The organism is Achromobacter spanius (assembly GCF_039673305.1).
In the GTDB taxonomy this organism is placed as follows: Bacteria; Pseudomonadota; Gammaproteobacteria; order Burkholderiales; family Burkholderiaceae_B; genus Achromobacter; species Achromobacter spanius_F.
Genome location: NZ_JBDJLJ010000031.1, coordinates 14,983 through 32,346, shown reverse-complemented (window position 1 = coordinate 32,346; position 17,364 = coordinate 14,983). Strand labels below are relative to the sequence as shown.

Below are 17,364 nucleotides of genomic sequence, written 5' to 3'. Positions count from 1 at the left end.
CTCAGGTTTCCTGGTCGAAGTCGATGACCAGCCGGTCGCTGACCGGAAAGCTCTGGCAGCTCAGGATGAAACCGCGCGCCACTTCATAGTCTTCCAGGGCGAAGTTGGCATCCATGTCCACCTCGCCTTCGATGACCTTGCAGCGGCAGGTGGAGCACACCCCGCCCTTGCACGAATACGGCAGTTCGATCCCTTGCGCCAGCGCCGAGTCCAGCACGCTGTCTTTGTTCTTGTCGATGACGAACATACGGCTATGCCCGTCCTGCACCACGGTGACTTCGCATTGGCCCTTGCCCGGAGCCTGGCGGGCGTCGTGGCCGGTGCGCAATGCGCGCGGCCCCTTCGGCGCGCCGAAGAGTTCGAACTTGATGTTCGCCTTCGGGATGCCGCGGGCCTGCAGTCGTTCGACCACGCTTTCCGTCATGGTCTGCGGACCACAGACAAAAGCGTAATCGATATCCTCGGGACTCATCCAGGCCGACATGAGCTGGTCGACCTTGTCGCCGTCCAGGCGGCCGTTGAAGAGTTCGATGTCCTGGGTTTCCCGGCTCATGACGTAGACCAGCGAAAAGCGGTCCATGTAGAGGTTCTTCAGGTCTTCGATTTCTTCGCGGAAAAGCACCGCCGACGAGGCGCGGTTGCCGAAGAACAGCGTGAACTTGCTGCGCGGCTCGGTCGACAGCGCGGTCTTGACCAGGGAAAACACCGGGGTGATCCCGCTGCCCACGGCAAACGCGACATAGTGGCGCTGGTTTTCCGGGGAAAAATCCACGGTGAAGTTGCCCGCGGGCGCCATCACTTCCAGGGTCTGGCCGGGCTGCAGTTCGTGGTTGGCCCAGCTGGAAAACGCACCCTCGTCCACCTTTTTGATGGCCACGCGCAGCAACTTGTCGCGAGGCGCGGAACAGATGGAATAGGAACGGCGCAACTCTTCGCCATTGAGCTGGGTGCGCAGGGTCAGGTACTGCCCGGGCAGGAAGGCGAATTCTTCCGTCAGCGCCTCGGGCAGGTCGAAGGTCACGACCACGGCATCGCGCGTATTGCGCGCCACGGCGGCCACCTTCAGGGAATGGAATTGGTTCTGGCTCATCTCAAACCACGCTCAGTGAGTCTTGAAATAATCGAAGGGTTCGCGGCAAGACACGCAGCGGTACAGCGCCTTGCACGAGGTGGACCCGAAGCCGCTGACCAGTCGCGTGTCGCGCGAACCGCAGCGCGGGCACGCGATGGCTGGTGCAGCCGCGCGGCGGCTGATCCCGGATATGTCGATGGCGCGTTCGGCGGGCGCGGCAATGCCGTAACCCTTGAGCGCTTCGCGCCCCTTTTCGGTCATCCAGTCGGTCGTCCAGGCGGGCGCCAGGCGGGTTTCGACCCGGACGTCGCCCACGCCGTGGCGCTGCAGCGTCTGCCGGATGTCCTGCGTGATCTCGCGCATGGCCGGGCAGCCGGAATAGGTGGGCGTGATGACGACGACGCAGGCGTCGCCGTCCCACGACACGTCCCGCACCACGCCCAGATCCACCACGGACAGCACGGGGATCTCCGGATCGGGAACCTCTTGCAGCCAGGCGTAGACCTGGTCGGCGGAAACGGGCGCGAGCGCGTTCACCACGTCGCTCCCGGATAGGCACGCGGCAGATGCTGCATTTCGGCCAGCACGTAGCCCAGCGCCTCAGTGTGCCTGCCCTGCCGACCGCCCCGGTGCGCCAGGTGGTTTGCGGCAGCTTCGTCGGGCACGGTCAGCGTGGCTTCTTCCAGCACTTCGCAGACATGCGCCAGCCAGGGCTGGCGCAGCGCCGACAGTTCACATCCGATGCCGCGCGAGGCCAGGTCCTGGTCGATGGCGTCGTCGGCGAACAGCTCGCCCGTGAAGCGCCAGGCGTCGTCGATGGCGGCCTGCATCTTGGCGTGGCTTTCAGCCGTGCCGTCGCCCAGGCGCACCACCATGTCCGACGAGCGGCGCACGTGGTAGGTCACTTCCTTGATCGATTTGGCCGCGATGGCCGCGACGCGCTCGTCGGCCGACTTTTCCAGGCGCTGCAGCAGGAAATAGTGCCAGACGTCGAACAGAAACTGGCGGCCCATGGTGTCGGCGTAGTTGCCGTTGTCGCGTTCCACCAGCAGCACGTTGCGGAACTGGTGCGTGTCGCGCAGGTAGGCCAGCGCGTCTTCGTCGCGGCCGGCGCCCTCGACCTCGCCGGCCAGGGTCAGCCACATGCGGGCCTGGCCCAGCAGGTCCAGCGCGGTGTTGGTCAGCGCCAGGTCCTCTTCCAGGATGGGACCGTGGCCGGTCCATTCGCCCAGACGCTGCGAGAGGATGAGCGACGAGTCGCCCAGGCGCAGCAGGTACTCAAAAAAAGTCTTGTCCATGTCTCCCCCCGCGCCTTACATGTGCTTGATTTCTTCGGGCATCGGGAAAAAGGTGGGATGCCGGTACACCTTGCTGTTGGCCGGCTCGAACAGGGGATCCTTGTCGCCCGGGCTGCTGGCCGAAATATCGGACGCGCGCACCACCCAGATGCTCAGGCCCTCGTTGCGGCGCGTATAGACGTCGCGGGCGTGATTGATCGCCATTTCGGCGTCAGGGGCGTGCAGGCTGCCCACGTGCTTATGCGCCAGGCCATGCTGGCTGCGGATGAATACTTCCCACAGAGGCCAGTCTTTGCTCATGATGGATTTCCTCTAATGCCGGTCGCGCCAACGCGCCCCCGGTCTGCAATGAATAAAGAAAAAGAGTTGCCTGAAAAGTTACCTGCCCCATGGCGCAGACGCCGCTAACGCAGCCGCGCGGAGCCGGCTCCGCCGGTCCGCTGCGGCGCCCCCTTGAGGGGGGGCCCGCCCAGGGGGGCCCGCCCAGGGGGAAGCGCGCAGCGCTTCGGGGGTGGGCTCCATCCCTGGGGTGGGCCCTGTCAAGCAGCCTTGCGCTCCGCCTGCTTGTCGGCGTAGGCGACCAGCGCATCGCGCACCCAGGCGCCGTCTTCGTGCGCCTTGACGCGCGCCGCCAGGCGTTCGCGGTTGCAGGGGCCGTTGCCCTTGAGCACGGCGTAGAACTCGGTCCAGTCGATTTCGCCAAAGTCGTAGTGGCCGCGTTCGGCGTTCCACTTCAGGTCGGGATCGGGGACGGTCAGGCCCAGGAATTCGGCCTGGGGAACGGTCTGGTCCACCATCTTCTGGCGCAGTTCGTCGTTGGAGAAGAGCTTGATCTTCCAGGCCATGGACTGGGCGCTGTTGGGAGAATCGGCATCCGACGGGCCGAACATCATCAGGGCCGGCCACCACCAGCGGTTGAGCGAGTCCTGGACCATGGCCTTTTGTTCGGGCGTGCCGTGCAGGCACATCTGCATGAGCAGGTCGTAGCCCTGGCGCTGGTGGAAGGACTCTTCCTTACAGACGCGCACCATGGCCCGCGCATAGGGACCGTAGGAGCAGCGGCACAGCGGGATCTGATTGATGATGGCCGAGCCGTCGACCAGCCAGCCAATCATGCCGATGTCGGCCCAGCTGAGCGTGGGGTAGTTGAAGATGCTGGAGTACTTGGCGCGGCCCGTGTGCAGGTCGTTGATCAGGTCGTCGCGCGACACGCCCAGCGTTTCCGCGGCGCTGTACAGGTAGAGCCCGTGGCCCGCTTCATCCTGGACCTTGGCCAGCAGGATGGCCTTGCGCTTGAGCGACGGCGCACGGGTGATCCAGTTGCCCTCGGGCAGCATGCCGACGATTTCGGAATGCGCGTGCTGCGAGATCTGGCGCACCAGCGTCTTGCGGTAGGCATCGGGCATCCAGTCCTTGGCCTCGATGCGGACGCCATCGTCGATGCGCCGCTGGAACGTCTGTTCCAGGCCTTCGAGCTGGTCCGCGGTCTTGACCTGCTTGACGCCGGTTTCGACGAGTTGAGCGTACATGTTTTGTCTCCTTGAGACGGTTTGCGAAAACGCAAGGCAAACGCTGCGCAGTGCCGTCATGTCATGGGACGATTATTTAATACAAAAAATTCATTGTCAAACTCAAATCTGTATCACATTGGATTTATGTATCATATCCAGGATCCCGATATCGGCCGCTTGCGGCCCCCCTTATGGCAAACCCTCAGTCGCCCCTGGAACGCTTTCTGTCCCGCTTATTGAAAAGCGATCCGCCGCGCGCGAAATCGCTGTGCGTCAGCCTGCTGGGCGACGCCCTGGCCCCGCACGGCGGCGCCATCTGGCTGGGCAGCCTGATCGAGCTCCTGGCTCCCCTGGGCATCAACGAACGCCTGCTGCGCACCAGCGTCTTTCGCCTGGTGGCGCAGAACTGGCTGCAATCGGAACGCCACGGGCGGCGCAGCCTCTACCTGATCTCCGAACAGGGCGCGCGCCATACCTCCCATGCATCGCAGCGCATCTACGAAGGGGCGGCGCAGGACTGGAACGGGGAATGGACGCTGGTGGCGCTGCCGCGCACGGGCAACGGCCTGGCCGAACGCGGCGAGCTGCGCCGCGAGCTGGTGTGGGAAGGCTTCGGCATGATCGCGCCGGGCCTCTTCGCCCACCCGCACACCGAGGCGCGGGCCGCGCACGACATCCTGGACAAGCTGGGCATTCCGGACCGCGCCTTAGTGCTGTCGGCCCGCGACCTGGCCGGCGCGGGCGGGCTGCCCATCGCCAGCCTGGCATCGCAGTGCTGGAACCTGGACGACGTGGCCGAGCAGTACCGGCAGTTCTCAAGAAATTTCGGACCGCTGGAAAAGCTGCTGGAAGACGCGCTGGCGCCGGGCGAGGCCTTCATGGTCCGCGTCATGCTGCTGCACAACTGGCGCCGGATCGTCCTGCACGACCCGCAACTGCCGGGGCCGATGCTGCCGGACAACTGGCCCGGGCACGCCGCGCGCGAATTGTGCGGGCGCATCTACTGGAAGGTGTTCGACGCCTCCGAGGCCCATTTGGACGCGTTGGCCGGACAGGACAATGAACGCTATACGTCCCTGTCGGAAGAGGTGAATTCGCGCTTTGGCGGGCGGCCGGCCTGAAGCGCCGCGGGGGCGCCCTGCCCTAATGACGTCAGCTAGCCGGCCGCGCCATCGACATCCGGCATGACGACGCCCAGCGTGTCCACATGGCATTGCCCGGCGGCATCGCGCCCGGGTCCGGGACAAGACAGTCCGCGGCTGGCCGCGATGAAACTCAACGTCCATCGCGCACGGATCGGGCGGCCCAGCGCCGCGCCGGTGTCGGCATCGATGCCGCTGGGCACGTCCAGCGCCAGCACGGGCGCCTGCCAGGCGTTGACGGCATCGGCCAGGGACTGCCAAGCCGCGTCCAGCGGGCGATTCAGGCCGATTCCGAACAGGCCGTCGATGACCAGGTCGGGCTGATGGCCCTGCGGCAGCGCGGTGTGGCTGCGCCCTCCCGCAGCTTGCCAACCGGACCAGGCGTTTGCGGCGTCGGGGGGCAATCTTTCGGGGCCGGAAGGCAGCACCACCTGCACATCGAACCCCCGCGCCAGCAGACGCGCGGCGGCTTCCAGCGCGTCCCCGCCGTTATTGCCGGGACCGGCCAGCGCCAGGATGGAAGTCTTGGCGGGAAAGCGGGCCGCGACGAAATCGGCCGCGGCGGCGCCGGCCAGCGGCATCAATGCCCGCCCTTCAGCCAGGGCGTGCTGTTCGGCCAACCGGATCTGGGCGACTGAATAAGACGGCATGGCAGGCCCGCTTGTGAAAGGTCAGGCCTGAAGGCGAAGCGACCGCGAGCGTGCGCCGCCCGCGCGCTCAGACCTTCAGGAAGTGCTCGCGGTAGTACTTGAGCTCGTCGATCGATTCGTAGATGTCGGCCAGCGCTTCGTGGCGGCTCTTTTTCTCGAAGCCCTTGTACACGGCCGGCGCCCAGCGGCGCGCCAGTTCCTTCAGCGTGCTGACGTCCAGGTTGCGGTAATGGAAGAACTGCTCCAGGCGCGGCATGTACGCGAACATGAAGCGGCGGTCCTGGCTGATGGTATTGCCGCACATCGGGGACTTGCCGGCGGGCACGTGCTGCGCCAGGAACGCCAACAGCGTATCCTCTGCCTGCGCCTCGGAAATCGTGGATGCCTTCACCTTGTCGATCAGGCCGCTCTTGCCATGGGTGGATTTATTCCAGTTGTCCATGGCGTCGAGCAAGGCGTCGGACTGGTGCACGACGATGACCGGACCCTCGGCAACCACCGTCAGGTCGGGCTCCGTCACCACGACGGCGACCTCGATGATGCGTTCTTTTTCGGGGTCCAGCCCGGTCATTTCCATGTCCAGCCAGATCAGGCGGTTTTCGTTCGCAGCCATATAATTTGCCTATAAAACACGCGATTTTCGCACATCCCTTCCTGAGCAAACCGTCTTGCCCATGTTCACCCTGCTGTTCGTTGCCTTCCTGCTGACCGATATTGCCGTGCGCATGTGGCTGGCCTCGCGCCAGATCCGCCATGTCGCCCGCAATCGCGATCAGGTGCCCGCGGAATTCTCGCCGCGTATCGGGCTGGCAAGCCACCAGCGCGCGGCGGACTACACCGTGGCGCGGGTCAGGCTGGGCATGCTCGAGCGCACGTATGACGCCATCCTGCTGGTCTGCCTGACGCTGATGGGAGGCCTGCAATTCATCGACCTGCTGGTAAGCCAGCTTACCAGCAACGATTTCCTGCGCCAGATGCTGTTGCTGGTGGTGGCCACGCTGTTGCTGGGTCTGCTCGGATTGCCCTTCACGCTATGGCGGCAGTTCCGGCTGGAGGCGCGCTTCGGATTCAACCGCATGACGCCCGGGCTTTTCGTGATGGATGCCGCCAAGGGCCTGCTGATCGCGGCGGTCCTGGGCCTGCCGCTGGCGGCCGCGGTGCTGTGGCTGATGGGCAGCGCCGGCGACTACTGGTGGATCTGGGCCTGGGCGCTCTGGACGGTGTTCAACCTCGCGCTGCTGATCATCTACCCGATGTTCATCGCCCCCCTGTTCAACAAGTTCACGCCGCTCTCCGACCCCGAACTGGCCGGACGCATCCAGCGCCTGGCGCAGCGCTGCGGCTTTGCGCTGAACGGCCTGTTCGTGATGGACGGATCGCGCCGGTCGGCCCATGGCAACGCCTATTTCACCGGCTTCGGCCGCTCGCGCCGGATCGTGTTTTTCGACACCCTGCTGGCGCGCCTGAACGCCGACGAGATCGAGGCCGTGCTGGCGCACGAACTCGGCCATTTCGCCAAGCGCCACATCATCAAGCGCATCGTCTTCAGTCTTGCCGCCGCGCTGGTGTTTTTCGCCATCCTGGGATGGATCGCCCAGCAGCCCTGGTTCTACGTGGGCCTTGGCGTCCTGCCACAATTGGGAGGACGCAACGACGCCATGGCGCTGCTGCTTTTCTTCCTGGTCATTCCCGTGTTCACCTTCATGTTCACCCCATTGGCAAGCTGGTATTCGCGCCGCGACGAGTTCGAGGCCGACCGCTACGCCGCCCAACAGAGTTCACCGGAACGGCTGGTATCCGCGCTGGTCAAACTCTATGACGACAACGCCGCAACGCTGACCCCCGACCCTGTGCATTCCGCCTTTTACGACAGTCACCCACCCGCCTCCGTGCGCATCCGCCACCTGATGGCGGCCGCCGCATGAGCGCACCCATGGAAGGCCGCATCATCGCCGCGCATGGGCGCCACTACACCGTCGAACTTGCGGACGGCGCCCTGCGCAAGTGCTTCCCCCGCGGCAAGAAAGCGGGCGCCGCCGTGGGCGACCGCGTCAGGATCACCCCACAGGGCAAGGACGAAGGCGCCATCGACGCCATCCTGCCGCGCACCAATCTGCTGTTCCGCTCGGACGAGATGCGATCCAAGCAGTTCGCGTCCAACGTGGACCAGCTACTGATCGTGGTCGCCGTGCGGCCGACGTTCTCGGACGACCTGACCGGCCGCGCGCTGGCGGGCGCCTGGAGCGCGGGCATCTCGCCGCTGATCATCCTGAACAAGACCGACCTGACGGACGAATTGCCGGCCGCGCGGGCGCGGCTTGCACCCATCGCCGCGCTGGGCGTGGACGTGATCGAACTGAGCGCGCTCGAACCCGAGAAGGTCCATACCCTGCTCGCGCCCCGCCTCGCCGGCCGCACCAGCCTGCTGCTGGGCCAGAGCGGCATGGGCAAGTCGACGCTGCTCAATGCGCTGGTGCCCGACGCCGCGGCCGCCACCCGCGAACACTCCACCGCGCTCGACATGGGCAAGCACACCACCACCAGCACTCGGCTCTACCACCTGCCGGCGCCCGGCGGCGACCTGATCGATTCCCCCGGGTTCCAGGCCTTTGGCCTGCAGCACCTTACCCGCGAAGACATCATCCGCGGCTTTCCGGAGTTCACGCAGCCCATCGAGGAATGCCGCTTCTACAACTGCTCCCATCGCCACGAGCCGGGCTGCGGCGTGGTCGCGGCGTTGCAGGCAGGCCGGATCGATCCGGCGCGCTATGCCTTGTACGAACGCATCCTGGAAGAAAACCTGGCGGGCCAGCAGCGCTATTGATCCCGCCGCCGGCGCCGTATGACGGCTTGCCGGCACGATGAGAAACGGCCCCTTGCGGGGCCGTCTTCTTTTGCGGGGCGGCGCACGCCCCCGCCGCGGGGATCAGCGCGGCGTGAATCCGTGGCGCAGCAGGTGATACAGATTGCGCAACATGCCTGCCGTGGCCCCCCAGATGAAATGCTTGCCGTAGGGCATGCCGTAATACTGGCGCACCCGACCGTCGTCGAGCCTGGCTTCATAGAGGCGATGATTGGCCGGGTCCATCAGGAACGACAGCGGCACCTCGAACACCTCGGCGACCTCGAACGCATCGGGCGCGAGCTGAAAGCCCGGACGCACCAGGGACACGACCGGAATGATAGAGAACCCCGTCGCGGTCAGGTAGGGCGGCATGCTGCCCAGCACTTCCACGTGGTTGGACGGCAAGCCCGTTTCTTCCTGCGCTTCGCGCAGTGCCGCCGCCACGGGCGTGGAATCGCTGGTCTCGATGCGCCCGCCGGGGAAACTGATCTGGCCCGCGTGGTCATGCAGATGCGCGGCGCGCTGCGTCAGCATGATGTGAACGCCGTTGTCCCGCGTCACCAGCGGAATCAGCACGGCGGCGGGAACCGGCGCGCCTTCGCGGCCCGGATAGCGCAGATCGTTGTCGCGCGACAGCTCCAGCGTCCAGGTGGATGGCTGGCTGAGCGTGCCCCGCAGGGAATCTGGAGTCAGCAGGCGGGTGGGAACGGCCGGCAGGGAATCGTTGGCCACCACCCACGGTTGCGTCGCGGGATCGAACCCTGGGCGCGCCAGCGGCCGTCGGGGCCGCGCGGAAGACGAGGAATCAGACATACGGCTCAGAAAATAGAAAAAGGCACCCTCGCAGGTGCCTTTTTAACCCGGAAACCCGTGCCGGACGGAAACGCGGATTGGCGTGAACGTCCGACACTGGCAGGGCCGTGTACCGATAAGCGATCAAGCCGCGGAGGCTTGCTTGCTGACCAGCTTTTCCTTGATGCGAGCCGACTTGCCCGAGCGCGAGCGCAGGTAGTACAGCTTGGCGCGGCGCACGTCGCCGCGGCGCTTGACTTCGATGCCGGCGATTTGCGGCGAGTACAGCTGGAACGTACGTTCCACGGCTTCACCCGACGAAATCTTGCGCACGGTGAACGCGGAGTTCAGGCCGCGGTTGCGCTTGGCGATCACGACGCCTTCGAAAGCCTGCACGCGCTTGCGGGTGCCTTCGACGACGTTCACGCTCACGATGACGGTGTCACCAGGAGCAAATTCAGGCTTGGCTTGACCGCCGGTCAGACGGGCAATTTCTTCCTGTTCCAGGATAGCGATGAGGTTCATTAGAACTCCTAGATCATCATGTCTTTGCGGGCTAAGACTTTTGCCGTTCGATGTTGTTCACGCATAGCGTTCAGGTGGCCGATGCTTCCGGCCACATCCGGCCATTGCGTGCGCATTGCAATGAGTTCACCGGAAATTCCGGCGGGACCTAAATTGCGATGCTCGTGCCGCAAGCAGAGGATGAGATTTGGCAAACCAATGATTCTACACCAAAAATTGCTCGGAGCCTCAGGTAACATGTGCGCCTTGCCCGTGCTTTGCGGTACCCTTCCCACTCCTGTAACAAACACGTCATCTGACGCTGTTCCTCCATGTCGTACACGTCCCTGTTATTGGTTGTCCTGGCGGCGATGGCCCACGCAACGTGGAATCTTCTCGCCAAGCGCGCGGCCATGGTGGGCGCCCCATTTGTCTTCGCGTACGGTTTGTGCGCGTCGGTGCTTTATGCGCCGTGGGTGATCTGGGTGCTGATGCATGACGGCATGACCTGGACCTGGCCGGTGGTGGCCGCCATCCTCACGTCCAGTTTGTTGCATCTGGGCTACAGCCTGTGCCTGCAGCGGGGCTATCAGGTCGCCGATCTGTCCGTGGTGTACCCGATTGCCCGCGGCACGGGCCCCCTGCTTTCAACCACGGGCGCCTTCCTGCTGCTGGGCGAACCCGCCACCAGCACCGGCATCATCGGCATGCTGTGCGTGGTGATAGGCGTGCTGATGATCGCCACCCAGGGACGGCTGGCCATTTTCAAGCAGGCGCAGGCCTGGGTGGGCGTGCGCTGGGGCGTGGTGATCGGCCTGTTCATCGCCGCCTACACCGTGGTGGACGCCTACGGCGTGAAGGTGCTGCTGATCAGTCCGGTGCTGTTCGACTGGTTTACCTGCGTCACCCGCACCGCCATGATGACGCCGCACATGCTGCGCCGTCCTGCGCAGGCCCTGGAATCCATGCGCGGGCACTGGCACCTGGCGCTGGCGGTGGGTTTCCTGTCGCCCTTGGGCTACATCCTGGTGCTGTACGCGCTGCGCAACGGCGCACCGCTGAGCCTGGTGGCGCCCGCCCGGGAAATGTCCATGATGCTGGGCACCCTGGCCGGCATGTTCCTGCTGCGCGAGAAAGTCGGGCCTGGCCGTCTGGCCGGCTGCGTGTCCATTCTGGCGGGAGTGATCCTGCTGGGAGCCAGTTGAGCACAGCAAGACTGCCGGCATGGTCAACCTGGCTTAGGCGAGCCTGGCCTGCGTAAGGCCGGCGTGGCTGCGGATCGCCGCCCGCCGGTCAGAAACCACCGGCCACGCCCAGCCACATGAGCCCCGGGATCATGGCGCCCCAGGCCAGCACCAGCACCACGTCGATCACCATGGCCTTCACGGTGAGCTGATTCGCTGCCGCCTGGACCTTCGCGTCGCCCAGGCATTGGTCGCGGACTGCCGGCGCGGCGGGCGTGGCAACGGGTGCAGCAACCGGTGCAGCAATGGGAGCGGCCACGGGGACGCCCGCTGCCGGGATGCGCGCCAACTCGTCCACCGGGGCAGGAGCCGGCGGGAACGGCCAGCGGGCCGGCATCTTGCCGGACCGCACGCGCGAGCCGGATGCCCCGCCCGCGGAGGATGCGTTCCAGGGCATGGCCAGGCCGGTCAGCCGGGCGCAGAGGTCGCGAGCGCGGTTCGCGCCGCGGCGCAGCGGATTCAGGGAGACGACAAGCTCATCCGGCAAGACAGAAAAATCAGCGGTGTTCATGGGAACTCCTTGGATAAACGTTCCAGAGCCGAGGCAAAGCGCCCTGGCGTGCGCGGCAACCACAGCCGGCGGTCAATCGAACAAAGACAACTGGCCGGCCGCCATGGCGCGCAACTGCCGCGCACCGCGCCCGTAGGCGCCGCTGACCGCGGGCAAGCCGCCGGGAAAAGGGACCCCTGCAGACGCTTGCGCGCCAACCGGGGATAGGAAATCGGTAGAGGGGGAAGCCGGATCCGCCGCGCACGCCTGCCGGGTGCCCGCCGCGACGGCGTCAAACAGCGGCGACGAGACGCCGGGCCCCGCGGGCGGCTGGAAACGGTCGCAGTCCAGCGCCAGCCGGGTGCGGTTCAGGCCCAGCTTGCGCGTGGCCACCGAAAACCGCTGGCGCAGCAGATCCGCCCAGATGCCGGTGCCGCGCATGCGGGAACCGAAATTGGGGTCATTGCGACGGCCGTTGCGCAGGTCTTCGATGCGATGCAGGACGCGTTGGGCGCGGTCGGGGTAATGGGCGTTGAGCCAGTCCTCGAAGAGCGTCTTGACCTCCCAGGGCAGCCGCAAGACGGTGTAGCTGGCGTAATGCGCGCCGGCCGCCTTGGCTTCCTGGAGGATGTGCTCCATGGAGTCGTCGTTGATGAACGGAATGACGGGCGCCACCAGCACGCCCACCGGCACGCCGGCGTCGGTCAGGCTGCGCACGGCCTCCAGGCGGCGCCAAGGAGCAGCCGCCCGCGGTTCCAGCGTGCGCGCCACACCCGCATCCAGTGTGGTGATGCTGATGTACACGACCGCCAGGTTCTGCTCGGCCAGGGCCGCCAGCAGGTCCAGGTCGCGGGCGACCAGCGCGTTCTTCGTGACGATGGTGACCGGATGCCGCGTTTCCAGCATGAGTTCCAGCATGCCCCGGGTAAGACGCCAATCGCGCTCGATGGGCTGGTAGGCATCCGTGGCGGAACCGATGTTGATGGGCGACGGCTTGTAGCCGGGCCGGGAAAGCTCGGCCCGCAGGGCTTCTACCGCGTTGGCCTTGGCGACCAGGCGGGTTTCGAAGTCCAGTCCGGGGGAATAGCCCAGATAGGAATGCGTGGGCCTGGCGTAGCAGTACACGCAGCCGTGTTCGCACCCGCGGTACGGATTGACGGCCACGTCGAAGGGGATATCCGGGGAATCGTTGCGCGACAGCATCTTGCGCGCTTCTTCAGCCGTGACCGTGGTTTTGGGCGCGGGCGGGGCCGAACGCGTGTCGGGCAGGATGGGGATGACCGGCGAGCCAGAGGAGCCAGCGGGGCCGGACAGCGGAGAATTATCGGGGACGGAATCGATGAAATCGGCGGGCAAACCGGACGAGGACCAGCCGTCGTCGATCTGCACGCGGTCATCGCTCTGGAAGCGATGCCGAACATTAGTAACCGCACCCCGACCGCGCAAGGCGGCGGGGGCGGCAGCCGGGGACCCAGAACCGGCGGGAAAAGAATGATCGGTGCGTGCCATGAAAACTACTGTACAAAAACACAGTGGTTTTGACAAGCACCAAAAGCCTTTTCGTAAGACAGTCCAACTTTACCGCAAGACGCCGACCCCGGCGGAACAAATCTTTTTCACCAGGCGATATACGCCGCAAACCCGCGCCAGCATTGGGTTTGGTCGAAAAACAACACCGCCGGGGAGGCTCCGTCGGTGTTGTTTTCATGCGGCTGTAAACCTAGCGCAACATACCCGCCGCCGCGGTCTGGTGTGTGGCCTCGTCGATCAGGATGAAAGCGCCCGTCGCGGCGACATCGTCGTAGCGATCGACCGCCAGCGCCTCGCGCGTCGTGAGCGTGACGCGCCCGATGTCGTTCATGCGCAAGGTGCCTTCCGTGTTCTCCACTTCCTGCAGTTCATGGATGTCCCGATGCGACAGCACTGCGCGCACCTTCGCCGACGTCAGGCGCGTTCCCGACTTCAGCAGGTACTTGCGCGCGGGGTTCAGCGCCTGCGCATCCAGCCAGCAGAGCTCGGCCTCGAACTCGCGCGACACCTGCGCCGGCGCGGCCGCATGCACGACCACGTCGCCGCGCGACACGTCTACGTCGCGGTCCAGCACCAGCGTGATCGAATCGCCCGCCACGGCCTCGTCCAGCGCGCGGTCGAAGGCACGCACTTCGCGCACCACCGCGGTCACGCCGGACGGCTGCACCATCACTTCGTCTCCCGGACGCAGCACGCCGCTCGCCACGCGGCCGGCATAGCCGCGGAAATCTTCCTTGCGGTCGCCATCGTGGCGCGCGACCCACTGGACCGGAAAGCGCAGCGGCAAGGTACGCCCGTCGCCCGACAGATCCAGCGATTCCAGCAGCGCCAGCAAGGGTTGGCCTTCGTACCACGGTGTCTTGGGCGACAGCGTGACCACGTTGTCGCCGCTGAGCGCCGACAGCGGCAGCGCGTCGAAATGGGCGATGCCCAGCTTGGCGGCAAGGTCAGCATAGGCATCGCGGATGCGCTCGAACACCGCGCGGTCCCAGTCCACCAGGTCCATCTTGTTCACCGCGACCACGATATGGCGTATGCCCAGAAGGCGCGCGATGGTGCTGTGCCGCTTGGTCTGCGGCAGCAGCTTGCCGTCGGCCGCGCGCGTCGCGTCGATCAAGATGACGGCGACATCGGCCGTGGAGGCGCCGGTCACCATGTTGCGCGTGTACTGCTCGTGGCCGGGCGCATCGGCGATGATGAACTTGCGCGTGGGCGTGGAAAAGTAGCGGTAGGCGACGTCGATGGTGATGCCCTGCTCCCGTTCGGCCTCGAGGCCATCGGTCAGCAGCGAGAAATCGATGCCGTCGCCCGCCACCCGCTTGTGCTTGGCGCGCGAGATGGCGTCGAGCTGGTCGGCGAAGACGCCCTTGCTGTCATACAGCAGGCGGCCGATCAGCGTGGACTTTCCGTCGTCGACCGAGCCCGCCGTGATCAGGCGCAGCACGCCGGTGTCGGCGCCGGCCAGGAAGGAATCGTTCAGTGCGTTCATGTGGTTCCCCATGCGCCGGCATGCGCCGGCGCGTCGTGCATTCAGAAATAGCCTTCTTTCTTGCGGCGCTCCATCGAGGCCTCGGAAGTCTGGTCGTCCATGCGCGTGGCGCCGCGCTCGGTGATGTCGGTCACCGCGGTCTCGGCGATGATGGCCATGGTGTCGGCGGCGTCGGAGGCCACCGGGCAGGTGCAGGAAATATCGCCCACCGTGCGGAAACGCACCGACAGGCGTTCGACCGTTTCGCCGTCCGCCGGCGGCGTGAGCCGCGTGACTGGCACCAGCAGGCCCTTGCGGCGCACCACCTCGCGCTCATGCGAGTAGTAGATCGGCGGCAGCGCAAGCTGCTCGCGCTGGATGTACTGCCAGACGTCCAGTTCGGTCCAGTTCGAGATCGGGAACACGCGCATGTTCTCGCCGCGGTGCACACGGGTGTTGAACAGGTTCCACAGTTCAGGCCGTTGCGCCTTGGGATCCCACTGGCCGAACTCGTCGCGGAAGGAAAAGATGCGTTCCTTGGCGCGCGCCTTTTCCTCGTCGCGGCGGGCGCCGCCGATGCAGGCGTCGAAGCCGAATTCCTCGATCGCCTCGAGCAGGGTCACGGCCTGGGCCGCGTTGCGCGAGTCGGTTTCGCGCCGCAACACGACGCTGCCGCGCTTGATCGAGTCTTCCACGCTGCGCACGATCAGGGTCTCGCCCAGTTCGGCGGCGCGCGCGTCGCGGAAGGCGATCACTTCGTCGAAGTTGTGGCCGGTGTCGATATGCATCAGCGGGAACGGAAAGCGTCCCGGCCGGAAGGCCTTCTCGGCCAGGCGCAGCAGCACCACGGAGTCCTTGCCGCCCGAGAACAGCAGCACGGGCTTTTCGCTTTCGGCGGCGACCTCGCGCAAGATGAATATCGCTTCGGATTCCAGCCAATCCAGGTGGCTGCGTTGGATCACAGCAGACATAGGTATTCCCCTAAAACAGATTTCGAATTGATTGGCCGCGTCAATCGCCGCGCGCCGTGATGCTGATTACCCGGTTGCCCGCATGCAGGCCGCATTCCTTGGAGTCCGACGACTCCCACCACCAGCGCCCTGCCCTCAGGTCTTCGCCGGGACGGATCGCCCGCGTACAGGGTTCGCAGCCGATGGACGGATAGCCCTGGTCGTGCAGCGGGTTGTAGGGAATGCCGAGCGCGCGGATGGCGGACCAGACGTCGTCCTCGCTCCACTCGGCCAGCGGGTTGAACTTGTAGAGCCCGAAGGCCTTGTCGTCCTCTTCCAGCGCCAGTTCGCCGCGCGTCGTGGACTGTGCGCGCCGTTGCCCGGTGATCCAGGCGCCGCGGCCCGCCAACGCGCGCTTGAGGGGCTCGACCTTGCGGATCTGGCAACAGGCCTTGCGCAGCTCGACGCTTTCGTAGAAGGCGTAGGCGCCATGCGCGGCCACGTGCTCGTCGACCGCCGCCGTGACAGGCCGGTACACGGTGATCTGGCGTCCGTAGCGCTCGCGCACCGCGTCCAGCACGCCCAGCGTCTCGGCGTGCAGCCTGCCCGTGTCCAGCGTGAACACTTCCAGGTCCAGGTTCGAGTGGTAGATGGCGTGGGTCAGCACCATGTCCTCGGCCGCCAGCGAGGACGCCAGCGCGGCGTCCGGATAGCGCCGCTGGATTTCCGCCAGCCGCGCCGTCAGGTCGCGCCAGCGCGCCGCCAGGGCGGCGTCCAGTTCAAGGGAGGTATCGGTAGTCGTCATGGCTGCACCGCGAAAATGCGCGCCCGGCGGGGACGCGCGAGGAGGATTTCGCCGTCCCGAAGGCCAAGTTCCTGGTAGAGCGACTCGGGAACCTCGGCCTCGATGATGGCGTCGGAATCCTGGCGCGCCAGCTCCAGATAGGCGCTGGGTCCGGCCAGGTAGGCATGCGACAGCCGCACCGGGATGCCCTCGGCGTCGGCGCGATAGCGTTCGATCTCGAATTCATGCGGCCGCACATAGGCGGTGGCGCGCTGGGCATCGGCCTGCGCCAGCTCGGGCGCCGGCAGCGACAGGCCGGCGCCTTCCCACACGCCGCGCGTGGCCGTGCCCTGGAGCTGGTTCACGTCGCCCAGGAAGCCATAGACGAACGGCGTGGCCGGACCTTCCCACACCTCGCGCGGCGTGCCCACCTGTTCGATGCGGCCGGCGTTCATCAGCACCACGCGGTCGGACACTTCCAGGGCCTCTTCCTGGTCGTGCGTGACGAACACGCTGGCAACGTGCAGTTCGTCGTGCAGCCGGCGCAGCCAGCGGCGCAGTTCCTTGCGCACCTTGGCGTCCAGCGCGCCGAAGGGTTCGTCCAGCAGCAGCACCCGCGGCTCGACCGCCAGCGCGCGCGCCAGGGCGATGCGCTGGCGCTGCCCGCCCGACAGCTGCGCCGGATAGCGGTCGGCCAGCCAGTCCAGCTGCACCAGGCCCAGCAGGTCATGCACCTTGCGCTTGATCTGGTCCTCGGAGGGACGCTGCGAGCGATGCTTGACGCGCAGCCCGAAGGCCACGTTCTCGAACACGGTCATGTGCTTGAACAGCGCGTAGTGCTGGAACACGAAACCGACCTGGCGCTGGCGGACGTCCACCGCCGTGGCGTCCTCGCCCGCGAACAGCACGCTGCCCGAGTCGGCGGATTCCAGCCCCGCGATGATGCGCAGCAGCGTGGTCTTGCCACAGCCGGACGGCCCCAGCAGCGCCACCAGCTCGCCGGTCTCGATGTGCAATGACACATCGTTCAGCGCGCGGAACGTGCCGAAGCGCTTGGATAGATTGCGTACTTCGATACTCATGC

The 17,364-nt window shown here is 66.0% G+C and carries 19 protein-coding genes; 4 read left to right on the top strand and 15 right to left on the bottom strand.

Annotation, left to right across the window (positions count from 1 at the left end; genetic code table 11):
• Nucleotide 1: 1 nt before the first annotated feature.
• The 5 genes from paaE to paaA form a co-directional block, all read right to left on the bottom strand.
• A complete protein-coding gene (gene paaE / locus ABE485_RS20875; protein WP_346517178.1) occupies nt 2-1,090 on the bottom strand; it encodes a 1,2-phenylacetyl-CoA epoxidase subunit PaaE in 1,089 nt (362 codons plus the stop codon).
• 12 nt (nt 1,091-1,102) lie between these two features.
• On the bottom strand, nt 1,103-1,609 hold the full coding sequence (gene paaD / locus ABE485_RS20870; protein WP_346517177.1) for a 1,2-phenylacetyl-CoA epoxidase subunit PaaD: 507 nt from the start codon (nt 1,607-1,609) through the stop codon (nt 1,103-1,105).
• Nucleotides 1,606-2,370: a 1,2-phenylacetyl-CoA epoxidase subunit PaaC gene (gene paaC, locus ABE485_RS20865; protein WP_346517176.1), complete on the bottom strand. Its 765-nt coding sequence runs from the start codon at nt 2,368-2,370 to the stop codon at nt 1,606-1,608. The genes paaD and paaC overlap by 4 nt, the downstream gene beginning before the upstream one ends.
• 15 nt (nt 2,371-2,385) lie before the next feature.
• Nucleotides 2,386-2,670, bottom strand: a complete 285-nt coding sequence (gene paaB / locus ABE485_RS20860) for a 1,2-phenylacetyl-CoA epoxidase subunit PaaB (RefSeq protein ID WP_006388300.1) — start codon at nt 2,668-2,670, stop codon at nt 2,386-2,388.
• Nucleotides 2,671-2,909: 239 nt separating this feature from the next.
• Nucleotides 2,910-3,899, bottom strand: a complete 990-nt coding sequence (paaA, locus tag ABE485_RS20855) for a 1,2-phenylacetyl-CoA epoxidase subunit PaaA (protein WP_346517175.1) — start codon at nt 3,897-3,899, stop codon at nt 2,910-2,912.
• A gap of 173 nt (nt 3,900-4,072) precedes the next feature.
• Here paaA and paaX point away from each other — a divergent pair, with 173 nt between their 5' ends.
• The gene (gene paaX, locus ABE485_RS20850; protein WP_346517174.1) at nt 4,073-5,002 is read left to right on the top strand and encodes a phenylacetic acid degradation operon negative regulatory protein PaaX; all 930 of its coding nucleotides are present in this window, start codon (nt 4,073-4,075) and stop codon (nt 5,000-5,002) included.
• 35 nt (nt 5,003-5,037) lie between these two features.
• Here the strand turns inward: paaX and ABE485_RS20845 are convergent, their stop codons facing one another.
• Nucleotides 5,038-5,673 (bottom strand): NAD(P)H-hydrate epimerase, encoded by a 636-nt coding sequence (locus ABE485_RS20845; protein WP_346517173.1) that lies wholly within the window; start codon nt 5,671-5,673, stop codon nt 5,038-5,040.
• Nucleotides 5,674-5,740: 67 nt separating this feature from the next.
• Nucleotides 5,741-6,286 carry an oligoribonuclease gene (gene orn / locus ABE485_RS20840; protein ID WP_346517172.1) on the bottom strand — a complete coding sequence of 182 codons (546 nt, stop codon included), beginning with the start codon at nt 6,284-6,286 and terminating at the stop codon, nt 5,741-5,743.
• 61 nt (nt 6,287-6,347) lie between these two features.
• On the opposite strand from orn, the gene ABE485_RS20835 reads away from it, so the two are divergent.
• Both ABE485_RS20835 and rsgA read left to right on the top strand, forming a co-directional pair.
• Nucleotides 6,348-7,598 (top strand): M48 family metallopeptidase, encoded by a 1,251-nt coding sequence (locus tag ABE485_RS20835; protein WP_346517199.1) that lies wholly within the window; start codon nt 6,348-6,350, stop codon nt 7,596-7,598.
• The gene (gene rsgA, locus ABE485_RS20830) at nt 7,595-8,497 is read left to right on the top strand and encodes a ribosome small subunit-dependent GTPase A (protein ID WP_346517171.1); all 903 of its coding nucleotides are present in this window, start codon (nt 7,595-7,597) and stop codon (nt 8,495-8,497) included. The genes ABE485_RS20835 and rsgA overlap by 4 nt, the downstream gene beginning before the upstream one ends.
• Nucleotides 8,498-8,599: 102 nt before the next feature.
• Here the strand turns inward: rsgA and ABE485_RS20825 are convergent, their stop codons facing one another.
• A complete protein-coding gene (locus ABE485_RS20825; RefSeq protein WP_346517170.1) occupies nt 8,600-9,331 on the bottom strand; it encodes a CoA pyrophosphatase in 732 nt (243 codons plus the stop codon).
• A gap of 123 nt (nt 9,332-9,454) precedes the next feature.
• The gene (rplS, locus tag ABE485_RS20820; RefSeq protein ID WP_008164086.1) at nt 9,455-9,835 is read right to left on the bottom strand and encodes a 50S ribosomal protein L19; all 381 of its coding nucleotides are present in this window, start codon (nt 9,833-9,835) and stop codon (nt 9,455-9,457) included.
• 311 nt (nt 9,836-10,146) lie between these two features.
• Between rplS and ABE485_RS20815 the strand changes: the two genes are divergently transcribed.
• Nucleotides 10,147-11,019, top strand: a complete 873-nt coding sequence (locus ABE485_RS20815) for a DMT family transporter (protein WP_346517169.1) — start codon at nt 10,147-10,149, stop codon at nt 11,017-11,019.
• 88 nt (nt 11,020-11,107) lie between these two features.
• Here the strand turns inward: ABE485_RS20815 and ABE485_RS20810 are convergent, their stop codons facing one another.
• From ABE485_RS20810 to ABE485_RS20785, 6 genes are all read right to left on the bottom strand, one after another.
• Nucleotides 11,108-11,569: a hypothetical protein gene (locus tag ABE485_RS20810; RefSeq protein ID WP_346517168.1), complete on the bottom strand. Its 462-nt coding sequence runs from the start codon at nt 11,567-11,569 to the stop codon at nt 11,108-11,110.
• 72 nt (nt 11,570-11,641) lie between these two features.
• Nucleotides 11,642-13,057 carry a PA0069 family radical SAM protein gene (locus ABE485_RS20805; RefSeq protein WP_346517167.1) on the bottom strand — a complete coding sequence of 472 codons (1,416 nt, stop codon included), beginning with the start codon at nt 13,055-13,057 and terminating at the stop codon, nt 11,642-11,644.
• Between the two features lie 211 nt (nt 13,058-13,268).
• Nucleotides 13,269-14,567: a sulfate adenylyltransferase subunit 1 gene (locus tag ABE485_RS20800; RefSeq protein ID WP_346517166.1), complete on the bottom strand. Its 1,299-nt coding sequence runs from the start codon at nt 14,565-14,567 to the stop codon at nt 13,269-13,271.
• A gap of 41 nt (nt 14,568-14,608) precedes the next feature.
• The gene (gene cysD / locus ABE485_RS20795) at nt 14,609-15,517 is read right to left on the bottom strand and encodes a sulfate adenylyltransferase subunit CysD (protein ID WP_346517165.1); all 909 of its coding nucleotides are present in this window, start codon (nt 15,515-15,517) and stop codon (nt 14,609-14,611) included.
• A 40-nt stretch (nt 15,518-15,557) separates the two neighbouring features.
• The gene (locus ABE485_RS20790; RefSeq protein ID WP_346517164.1) at nt 15,558-16,301 is read right to left on the bottom strand and encodes a phosphoadenylyl-sulfate reductase; all 744 of its coding nucleotides are present in this window, start codon (nt 16,299-16,301) and stop codon (nt 15,558-15,560) included.
• A complete protein-coding gene (locus ABE485_RS20785; protein ID WP_346517163.1) occupies nt 16,298-17,362 on the bottom strand; it encodes a sulfate/molybdate ABC transporter ATP-binding protein in 1,065 nt (354 codons plus the stop codon). The genes ABE485_RS20790 and ABE485_RS20785 overlap by 4 nt, the downstream gene beginning before the upstream one ends.
• Nucleotides 17,363-17,364: the final 2 nt, after the last annotated feature.

Bases quoted from the DNA above. Each gene is read 5' to 3' on its own strand.
- paaE (WP_346517178.1), bottom strand. From the start codon at position 1,090: ATGAGCCAGAACCAATTCCATTCCCTGAAGGTGGCCGCCGTGGCGCGC.
- paaC (WP_346517176.1), bottom strand. From the start codon at position 2,370: ATGGACAAGACTTTTTTTGAGTACCTGCTGCGCCTGGGCGACTCGTCG.
- paaB (WP_006388300.1), bottom strand. From the start codon at position 2,670: ATGAGCAAAGACTGGCCTCTGTGGGAAGTATTCATCCGCAGCCAGCAT.
- paaA (WP_346517175.1), bottom strand. From the start codon at position 3,899: ATGTACGCTCAACTCGTCGAAACCGGCGTCAAGCAGGTCAAGACCGCG.
- paaX (WP_346517174.1), top strand. From the start codon at position 4,073: ATGGCAAACCCTCAGTCGCCCCTGGAACGCTTTCTGTCCCGCTTATTG.
- ABE485_RS20845 (WP_346517173.1), bottom strand. From the start codon at position 5,673: ATGCCGTCTTATTCAGTCGCCCAGATCCGGTTGGCCGAACAGCACGCC.
- orn (WP_346517172.1), bottom strand. From the start codon at position 6,286: ATGGCTGCGAACGAAAACCGCCTGATCTGGCTGGACATGGAAATGACC.
- ABE485_RS20835 (WP_346517199.1), top strand. From the start codon at position 6,348: ATGTTCACCCTGCTGTTCGTTGCCTTCCTGCTGACCGATATTGCCGTG.
- rsgA (WP_346517171.1), top strand. From the start codon at position 7,595: ATGAGCGCACCCATGGAAGGCCGCATCATCGCCGCGCATGGGCGCCAC.
- ABE485_RS20825 (WP_346517170.1), bottom strand. From the start codon at position 9,331: ATGTCTGATTCCTCGTCTTCCGCGCGGCCCCGACGGCCGCTGGCGCGC.
- rplS (WP_008164086.1), bottom strand. From the start codon at position 9,835: ATGAACCTCATCGCTATCCTGGAACAGGAAGAAATTGCCCGTCTGACC.
- ABE485_RS20815 (WP_346517169.1), top strand. From the start codon at position 10,147: ATGTCGTACACGTCCCTGTTATTGGTTGTCCTGGCGGCGATGGCCCAC.
- ABE485_RS20810 (WP_346517168.1), bottom strand. From the start codon at position 11,569: ATGAACACCGCTGATTTTTCTGTCTTGCCGGATGAGCTTGTCGTCTCC.
- ABE485_RS20805 (WP_346517167.1), bottom strand. From the start codon at position 13,057: ATGGCACGCACCGATCATTCTTTTCCCGCCGGTTCTGGGTCCCCGGCT.
- ABE485_RS20800 (WP_346517166.1), bottom strand. From the start codon at position 14,567: ATGAACGCACTGAACGATTCCTTCCTGGCCGGCGCCGACACCGGCGTG.
- cysD (WP_346517165.1), bottom strand. From the start codon at position 15,517: ATGTCTGCTGTGATCCAACGCAGCCACCTGGATTGGCTGGAATCCGAA.
- ABE485_RS20790 (WP_346517164.1), bottom strand. From the start codon at position 16,301: ATGACGACTACCGATACCTCCCTTGAACTGGACGCCGCCCTGGCGGCG.
- ABE485_RS20785 (WP_346517163.1), bottom strand. From the start codon at position 17,362: ATGAGTATCGAAGTACGCAATCTATCCAAGCGCTTCGGCACGTTCCGC.